Genomic DNA, 8,916 nt, shown 5'->3' with positions numbered 1-8,916 from the left:
TTGAATGAACTCCTTCCCTGGTCAGATAATCCTTTCAGTTAAAAATCCCCCATTTTTAGTGTTGGTTGGTAAAGCAAGGTGAGATGACCGGATGCTTACTTTAAGCGAACGGTATCGGAGCAAGGAATTAAGGTTGTCAGTGAAACACCAAGTAACGTCAAAGGCATTACTCAAATTGAGTATCAGATTCCATCAAAAGATAGGGCAGGAAATGTCACTGGACATAAAGCACAAGTATTGACGAAAACAGTATATGATCCGAAAATTTTCTCTGATCAAAAAATGTTGGAACTGGGTCAACAGGCTGCTTCCAAGGGCTATGAAAAAGCTATTTCTCAAGGTCTGCGTGAGTATGAATCGACAGCCGGTGGTGTTAAATTCCAAGTTTATTTGGATAAAGAAACAGGTAGAATTATGAACTTTTTCCCGGTGGCACAATGAATAGTAAACGTCTTTTCGACAAAATAGATTATGACAATGACTCTGAATGGGTTATGAAAGAGTTTTTTAATTCTCTATATACCCAAGGTAAGTTTTTATGGGCCTTACCACATATTCTGAAAAAAAATGGGTGTGGAGTTAATGAGACCTATTGTATTTTCCCGAATTTTGATGACCCCGATCCAGAATATCACTTTGATGGCATTACGTTCGGTGTATGGGAGGGAGAAATTATTGTACCTGAATCTGTCGGTTTTGAGTATGTCAGATTGGCATGTGAGAAATATCTTCAATTACATCCGGAAGACAAGGACAAGGTAAGCGCATTACTAGCCAAGCTACCTTGTTAACACCAAGATCCCAGCCCTAGCTAGAGCTGGGATCTTACCTTTACCACCTTTAACTAAATAGTGATCTGTCCCTAAAATTATTCCCACCTAATTTATGCCGCCATTTCATAATCCACGGGTGTCAGATAACCCAGCGTCGAATGTTTACGGCGGTGATTGTAAAACACTTCGATATAATCGAATATTGCATTCATCGCCTGTTCTCTGCTGGCAAAAGCGTTACCCCGCATCAACTCCGTTTTCAGTGTGTGGTAGCAGTTTTCCATCATCACGTTGCCATAACAACAACCTTTCCCGCTCATTGAACAGATCAGACAGAACCGTTCACCGGAGCTTATAATAAATTAGAGTTAACACCAATCAACAGATTGAATACGTGTCCGAAAACGTTAGTTGATTAATAATGCCAATTATATTGATAATCATTTCTATTTACAATATTGTAATGGCGTTTCATTCTCAGGAGCTTATACCTTCTTCTGATGAACGTTTTGTCAAATTGGATTTCTGGCACCGCCTGTGAGCAGCACAAATTAATTCATTGTTACTAAATATTTTTATAAGGCAAATCAGACGGTGTTTGATTATGTTTAAGATAAGAAGAAAAAAACGTGTGGTGATAATCATTGCCAGACGTACAGGGTTTGGGTTTCAGGCGGCACTGTTTTCAACATCCACGGACGGGGTGTGTGCAGCTACCTTCACCAATTATCTAAGTTCATCTAACCGCAACGATGAAGTCGTAATCCACCGCTTTTGCTACATGACACCTGGTATCCGGCACTGCTGGCGGCTCGCTCTCACGTTGCCGTCGGCATTTTTCTCCTTTCAAGGAAGAGGGGGAAAGATGGCCCCTACACCAAGAGGAACTTGATTTTGTTTGGTATCGCCAACGACCTTCTTTCACTAACGTTGCAAGAAGATGATTTTATCTTTCTGTCGCCCCACAAAAGCCTGCTCGCCCGGGGATGCCTCTCTACCGTGACACATCCCGCAGCATCCGGACATCACGTCGAGGGCGAGTTCCAGCAGAAGGTGCAACAACTGCTTCGTCAGACTCAGCAGGCTGGGGTAGATAATCCCATTGTCGTGGGGGCTATTCCGTTTGATAAGCGCCAGCCCTGCTCGCTGTTTATTCCACAGACCTGCTACTGGTTCGATCGCCATGCCTTTAACCTTGCCGACTCTCCGGTGCAGGTGGAGGGCCAGGCTCACTGCATTCCAGATCACGATGCGTTTTGCACCATGGTGGAGAGCGCCCTGAACCCGCTGCGCATCGGTGCACTGAATAAAGTGGTGCTGTCGCGCCTGCTGCAGATTGAAAGCATCTCCCCGCTTAGCGCTCTGAGCCTATGGCTGCAGCTCAACAGACAGAATCCGGAGAGCTACAATTTTCACTTACCACTGGCGGATGGCACTCTGATTGGCGCCAGTCCTGAACTGCTGCTACGTAAAGAAGGCAATGTCCTGCGCTCCTGTCCTCTGGCCGGCTCAGCGCGGCGAGGTGACGATGAGGCCAGTGACAAAAATGCCAGGGAAAAGTTGTTGGCCTCCGGAAAAGATCGCCATGAGCATCTGGTGGTTACAGAGGCTATCCGTCGCCAATTGACGGATCTCTGCGGGTCTCTGACAATCCCGGAACCCTCGTTGCTCAGTACGCCCACGCTCTGGCATCTCGCTACTGAGATTCAGGGGATTGTGACCGATCATCGCGATAACGCGCTGTCTCTTGCCTGCCTGCTTCATCCCACTCCCGCATTATGCGGCGCTCCTTATACCTCATCGCGCAACCTGATCGGCGAGCTGGAGCCATTCGACCGCGGCTGGTTTGGCGGTATTGTCGGCTGGTGTGACGCCCGTGGAGACGGGGAATGGGTTGTAGCGATCCGCTGCGGCAAAATTCGGACTCACCAGATTGAGCTATTCGCCGGCGCCGGCATCGTTCCGGACTCTGTGCCGGAAAACGAATGGCTGGAAACCCGCACCAAATTTAACACCATGCTGAGTGCACTTGGTTTTGCAACGCAAAAGGAGCTGACATTATGATTGAATTCAACCGCTGGCCTCAGGATTTGGCTGAACGTTATCGCCTGAAAGGGTACTGGATTGATCGCCCGTTGAGCGAGATCCTCGATATTCACCGCGAGAACGATGCTGTGGCACTATTCTGCGGGGAGCGGTGCTGGAGCTATCGAGAGCTTAATGAAGCCGTAACCCGGCTCGCCGCCGCCCTGCACCGACGCGGCGTGCGTCAGGGACAAACCGCGCTGGTGCAGCTTGGCAACGAGGCTGAATTTTATGTCGTCTTTTTTGCTTTACTGCGCCTGGGCGTCACGCCGGTTAACGCGCTTTATAGTCACCAAAGCAGCGAATTAACTGCGTATGCGCACCAGATTACGCCAGAGATACTCATCGCTGATCGCCAGCATCGCCAGTTTCATGATGATACTCTTATTGATCTTCTGGTAGCCCAGTGTCCGGGGCTGAATATCGTGGTGCTTCACCATGAGGATGCAGATTCGAACCGTTCGCTTTCACGCCTGATATCGGAAGAACCGGGAGACTTCACACCCACACCCACGCCAGCGGATGAGGTCGCCTTTTTCCAGCTTTCCGGCGGCAGCACTGGTACTCCCAAGCTGATCCCTCGCACCCACAACGACTACTATTACAGTATCCGCGCCAGCAATCCGATCTGCGGCATCAGCAGTAAAACCCGATATCTCTGCGCACTTCCGGCCGCACACAACTATCCGATGAGTTCACCGGGCGCACTGGGCGTATTTTATGCGGGTGGGCAGGTCATCCTCGTCCCCGACCCAAGTCCGGACGGATGTTTTCCGGTCATAGCCCGCCATCAGGTCAATATTGTCGCTTTGGTGCCACCTGCGGTCAGCATCTGGCTGGAATATGCCAATATCATAGGTCACGTCAACGAACTCTCCAGTCTGAATGTGATGCAGGTCGGCGGTGCCCCTTTGGGAGAAACGCTGGCCAGACGCATTCCAGAGGAATTGGGCTGCCAGCTCCAACAGGTATTTGGTATGGCAGAAGGGCTGGTGAATTACACCCGACTAGACGATGACGACGCGCATACCTTCACAACTCAGGGCTGCCCCATCAGTGAGGATGATGAGGTATGGGTCGCAGACCGAGAAGGCCGCCCGGTGCCGCACGGAGAGCCTGGATTGCTGATGACCCGTGGTCCATACACCTTTCGGGGCTATTACCGAAGCCCGGAACATAACCAGATGGTGTTCGACCGTGACGGGTTTTATTGTTCTGGCGATGTGGTCATTCAGCTTCCCGACGGATATCTGAAAGTCGTTGGACGTGAGAAGGATCAAATAAATCGTGGCGGCGAAAAAATTGCCGCTGAAGAGGTTGAACACCTGTTACTGCGACATCCATCGGTGGTGTATGCCGCATTGGTTGCTATTCCTGACTGTCTGATGGGCGAGAAAACCTGCGCCTATGTGGTAATGCGCGAACGCGAATCCGTAAAACCCGCCGTGCTGCGCCGTTGGCTACGCGAGCAGGGTATCGCCGACTACAAGATCCCCGATCGTTTTGAAAGTCTACCTGAGCTGCCGCTCACTCCGGTAGGAAAAATCAACAAACAGGCGTTACGTACACTTGCCTGCACCGCCTTGGAAAATTGAGAGAATACGTCATGAGCATTCCTAAACTTCAGGACTACACCTTGCCCGATGAAACCGCCTTACCTGCAAATAAAGTCGAGTGGAAGTTGGAGCCGCAGCGCGCCGCTCTGCTGATCCACGATATGCAGGAATATTTCCTCAACTTCTGGGGAGAGGAGAGCAAGATGATTCAGCAGGTTATCGACAACATAGTGACTCTGCGCGCACGTTGCCATGAGCTTGGCATCCCCGTGTTTTATACCGCTCAACCGAACCAACAGAACGACGTCGATCGAGCGCTACTGAATGATATGTGGGGGCCTGGCCTGAGCCGCTATCCGGAACAGCAAAAAATCGCGGCTGCACTCTCCCCCGAACTGAAGGACACGGTATTGGTGAAGTGGCGCTACAGCGCGTTTCAGCGCTCTGAATTGGAAACCTGCCTGCAAGAACGTCAGCGCGACCAGCTTATGATCTGTGGCGTGTATGCCCATATCGGCTGCCTAACCACAGCCACTGATGCTTTTATGCGCGACATACAGGCTTTTATGATAAGTGATGCGCTGGCAGATTTCAGCCGGGAAGAGCATATGATGGCGCTCCGCTATACTGCGGGCCGTTCCGGACGGGTATTGAGTACCTCTATGGCGCTGTCGGCGCTCGCCCCTCCCGCAGTAGAAAGTCGATGGGATCGCGAACGTCTGCTTGCCATACTGCAGCCTGCACTGGACGAAGATGCACACGACATTGATGATGACGAAAACCTGCTTGATTACGGCTTAGACTCGCTACGCACCATGTCCTTCGTCTCAAAGTGCCGTCAGGAAGGGTACGAAATTGATTTTATCACGCTGATGAAACAACCCACATTACGCAACTGGCTCGCACGGCTGAACGACGATCGGGAAGAGAAATGAACAGTTTCAAGGGAAAAACCGTCTGGGTGACGGGCGCAGGGAGCGGTATCGGCGCCCGTACAGCCCTCCGTTTTCACGAGGCAGGTGCCAGGGTTTTTGGATTCGATCTGAAGTTTCCTGATCCAATGCCGTTTGAGACGTTCATTCTGGATGTCAGCGATGCCCATGCGGTGCAAAAAACCTGCCCGCCATTGCTGAGGGAAAATGGGCTGGATGTGCTGGTTAACGGTGCGGGAATTCTGCGCCTCGGCCCTGCAGAAACGTTAAGCCGTGAAGACTGGGAAAGCTCCATCAACGTTAATGCAGGCGCAGCATTCAATCTGTTTAAAATCCTCATTCCACACTTCCAGCGTCAGCGCAGCGGCAATATCGTCTCGATAGCCTCCAATGCCGCCCACGTGCCGCGCGTTAATATGGCAGTTTACTGTGCTTCTAAGGCTGCGATGCGTAGCCTGTGCCTGAGTGTGGGGCTGGAACTGGCGCCTTTTGGGGTACGATGTAATATTGTTTCACCTGGTTCCACTCTGACTCCCATGCTGGAGGGAATGCTCAACGATGATACAGCACATCAGCGTCTGATCAGCGGTCTTAGCGAACACTTTAAACTCGGCATTCCACTCGGGAAAATCGCCCAGCCCGACGAAATAGCCAACGTCATTTTGTTTTTGGCCTCCGACCAAGCAAGCCACATAACGTTGCAGGATATTGTCATTGATGGGGGCGCTACGCTCGGTGCCTGATAAATCGAATGTTTAAATTTGTTTACCTGTATGCCACGATAAAAACGGAAAAACTACCATTCCATGGAGTGGATAAGTTTAAAATCCAAACCACAAACGAGTTAAAGGAGAGGGATATAACATGAGCCATATTGCAGCATTAAGAAAAGTCAATAATTTAAAGCAAGAATTTGATTTAATAGAAGAAATTTGGTCACCGAAGGTAATCGCTCAAACAAACGAATATAAGATAATCATATTGCTCGCTGAGGGTGATTTTATATGGCACACACATGAAGATGAAGACAAGGTGTTTATGGTGATTGAAGGTGAACTTCGTATAGATTTTAAAAATGATCACGTAATAATAAAGCAAGGTGAGTTTTTTATAGTACCTAAAGGGGAAGAAAGTAAGCCTTCGTCCAAGGAATTAACCAAGCTACTATTAATAGAACCCTATGTATACCCAAAATAATTCGAGTTGCATCGCGGCGGCAAGGGAGCTCATCCCCGGGAGCATAGATAACTATGTGACCGGGGTGAGCGAGTGCAGCCAACAAAGAGGCAGCTTGAAGTATGACGGGTATAGTTGCGAATGCAGGCCAATAAATCATGACTAAAATTGTCAGGTCGTGAATATAGAAGCAGGGGGAGCGACTGATTAGCTCCCCCTGCTTCTAGCACCTATAATTCGGGGTGGTCAATGCTGATTTCTTAGAAATGTACTTTCGCACCGATACCCACTTCACGCGGTTCCAGCATGTATCCTGAAGACCCGGCATCACGATCCTGGTATTTGTATGTCGGCACACGTTTGTCAAAGAGGTTATTGACGTAAGTAAAGAGTTCCAGATTGTGGGTCGGATTATAGGATAAACGGAGGTTGGAAACGAAATAGGCACTGACTCGCAACGTGGGATCATTCTGGTCATTTGAGAAGTAACGGTCCACGTAACGAAGATCGCCACTCAGACGCACTTTTTCAGTGATGTTCCAGTCAGCACCAATGTTAAACATGTAACCAGGCGCTTTAGCGAATTGTTTTCCTTCAAACAAATTGCCTCGATAATCGGCGAATTTTTTGATTTCGGTATGCAGCAATCCAAGCCCGCCGCGTAGGCGAAGATTGTCCAGCGCCCGATAATCTGCCCCCAGCTCAAGTCCATAGGTTACCGCCTTATCGGCGTTGACAAGGATAGAACCGTTAGGTCTGCCTTTCGTGTCATCCTGTACAGAACTCTGGAAGCCCTTATAATCGGTATAAAAGAGATTACCGGTTACCAGCAACCGGTTATTGAGTGCGCTACCACGCGCAAACAACTCGTAATTCCAAGCCTTCTCCGGAGCGAAGGTGTAATAGGAGTGCCCAGAGAAATTCACCCCTGTCCCCCCCGGCGCATAACCTTTGCTTATCTGAGTACCGACGGTGATATCATCAGTCACGTCATAGGCGAGAGAAACTTTCGGCAGAATAGCCTGGAACCCTTTGCTATATTCATGATAGACGCCGGGCACATAGCTGGTGACCCCTTCATGCTTGACCTGATCATATTGATAACGCAAACCGCCAGTCAGAGCCCATTTTTCCGCAAAACGCCGGGTGGTTTCTGAGAAAATACCGACACTGGTGTTGGTGAGATCGGCGTCAGCCTTACCCAACGCGTTATCGAGCACATTCTTGGCCTTGTCACGCGAATAATAGAGTCCTGTCACGCCACTCCAGGTTGAATATTCATCACCGAAGTTCAGACGCGTTTCGTTGCTAATATTGTCCGAATCGCGGTTGGCGATACCTGAAAACCGCTTCGTGAACGTGTAACGGTACTTCGATGCAGAATATTGGAGCTGGTTAGAGAGCACCATATCGTTTTCGAACGCATATTGAAGATCGAAGATACCGACATCACTGGTCGTCTTGGATCTGTTGATGCTTAACGTCGCGTTCTTAAAATCACGGTAGGGCAATGAAGCCGACTCACTGTCAGGGCTTTTGTCTGCCATATGGGAGTAGGTCAGTTTGACCAGCCAAGGGCTATCCAGCGGTTGCCAAAGTGCCTTAACCCGGGCATCCAGATTTTCGAAGTCTTTGTTCATGTCAGCATCAAAGAAACCGGGGTTGGTATATTTGATGAACGTATTTTTGCCGCTGTAATCCATCGCGAAGCGGACTGCGAAATCTTCTGTCAATGGACTGTTGACGGTAAAGGAAGCACGTTTCTTTTGGTGGCTGCCATACAAAATCTGCCCATCGAATTCGGGGGTAAAGGTAGGATCGTTAGTCTTGATAACCACCGCACCGGCGATGCTATTTGCCCCCTGTGTCGTGGTTTGTGGACCACGGAATACTTCCACTGAATTCACGTCCCAAACCGGCCCCCGTCCCAAACTAAATTCTGCGGAGCTAATATAACGTCCATCAACACTGATGGTCGCTCGTGGTATGGGTTTGGATAGAAACGTATTCCCGCCTACGAGAGGCCCGTTTGTCTCAATACCACGAATACTCGGCGCCCCTGTACTACTGGTGTAAAGCACATTGGGTGTGCCCTGCAAAATGTCGGCGATGGTTGTCGCTTCTGGTTTACTTTGTATCTCCTGCCCGGAGATAACCGTGACTGAACTTGACGTTCTCTGCAGAGATCTTTCTGTTTTTTCACCCGTTACCGTGATGACATCGGTGTCATCGCCCCCTGTTTTGTTTTTCTCTGTTTGAGTCAAAGCGGTAGCTTGGCCCCCCACGGACGATAAGGAAAACAAAATCGCACTGCTAAGTAATACTTTTCTGCGTGAAAAAAGCAGATCCCCCATCTTTGTACCAACCGGAGCGACTTTCTTAATAGATATCATT

At 49.5% G+C, this 8,916-nt stretch carries 9 protein-coding genes; 7 read left to right on the top strand and 2 right to left on the bottom strand.

Annotation, left to right across the window (positions count from 1 at the left end):
• Positions 1–126 precede the first annotated feature (126 nt).
• Both Xbed_RS14710 and cdiI read left to right on the top strand, forming a co-directional pair.
• Positions 127–441 (top strand): CdiA family toxin C-terminal domain-containing protein, encoded by a 315-nt coding sequence (locus Xbed_RS14710; protein ID WP_086113660.1) that lies wholly within the window; start codon positions 127–129, stop codon positions 439–441.
• Positions 438–791, top strand: coding sequence for a ribonuclease toxin immunity protein CdiI (gene cdiI, locus Xbed_RS14705; protein ID WP_139837500.1), 354 nt, complete (start codon positions 438–440; stop codon positions 789–791). Before Xbed_RS14710 ends, cdiI begins: the two co-directional genes overlap by 4 nt.
• A gap of 92 nt (positions 792–883) precedes the next feature.
• Here the strand turns inward: cdiI and Xbed_RS14700 are convergent, their stop codons facing one another.
• Positions 884–1,093: an IS3 family transposase gene (locus tag Xbed_RS14700; RefSeq protein ID WP_086113659.1), complete on the bottom strand. Its 210-nt coding sequence runs from the start codon at positions 1,091–1,093 to the stop codon at positions 884–886.
• Between the two features lie 574 nt (positions 1,094–1,667).
• On the opposite strand from Xbed_RS14700, the gene Xbed_RS14695 reads away from it, so the two are divergent.
• The 5 genes from Xbed_RS14695 to Xbed_RS14675 all read left to right on the top strand — a co-directional run bounded on the left by Xbed_RS14695 (position 1,668) and on the right by Xbed_RS14675 (position 6,543).
• Complete coding sequence (locus tag Xbed_RS14695; protein WP_244182505.1) at positions 1,668–2,837, top strand: isochorismate synthase; 1,170 nt, start codon at positions 1,668–1,670, stop codon at positions 2,835–2,837.
• Positions 2,831–4,453 (top strand): (2,3-dihydroxybenzoyl)adenylate synthase, encoded by a 1,623-nt coding sequence (locus Xbed_RS14690; RefSeq protein ID WP_086113658.1) that lies wholly within the window; start codon positions 2,831–2,833, stop codon positions 4,451–4,453. The genes Xbed_RS14695 and Xbed_RS14690 overlap by 7 nt, the downstream gene beginning before the upstream one ends.
• An 11-nt stretch (positions 4,454–4,464) precedes the next feature.
• A complete protein-coding gene (locus tag Xbed_RS14685; protein ID WP_086113657.1) occupies positions 4,465–5,349 on the top strand; it encodes an isochorismatase family protein in 885 nt (294 codons plus the stop codon).
• The gene (gene dhbA, locus Xbed_RS14680) at positions 5,346–6,089 is read left to right on the top strand and encodes a 2,3-dihydro-2,3-dihydroxybenzoate dehydrogenase (protein WP_086113656.1); all 744 of its coding nucleotides are present in this window, start codon (positions 5,346–5,348) and stop codon (positions 6,087–6,089) included. The genes Xbed_RS14685 and dhbA overlap by 4 nt, the downstream gene beginning before the upstream one ends.
• 121 nt (positions 6,090–6,210) lie before the next feature.
• Positions 6,211–6,543, top strand: coding sequence for a cupin domain-containing protein (locus Xbed_RS14675; RefSeq protein ID WP_086113655.1), 333 nt, complete (start codon positions 6,211–6,213; stop codon positions 6,541–6,543).
• Between the two features lie 239 nt (positions 6,544–6,782).
• On the opposite strand, the gene Xbed_RS14665 is transcribed toward Xbed_RS14675, so the two are convergent.
• Positions 6,783–8,915: a TonB-dependent receptor gene (locus Xbed_RS14665; protein WP_208612252.1), complete on the bottom strand. Its 2,133-nt coding sequence runs from the start codon at positions 8,913–8,915 to the stop codon at positions 6,783–6,785.
• Position 8,916: the final 1 nt, after the last annotated feature.

The sequence above is a fragment of the Xenorhabdus beddingii genome, assembly GCF_002127545.1.
GTDB lineage: Bacteria > Pseudomonadota > Gammaproteobacteria > Enterobacterales > Enterobacteriaceae > Xenorhabdus > Xenorhabdus beddingii.
The sequence above is the reverse complement of the archived record's forward strand: the minus strand, read 5'-3'. Positions and strand labels throughout refer to the sequence as shown.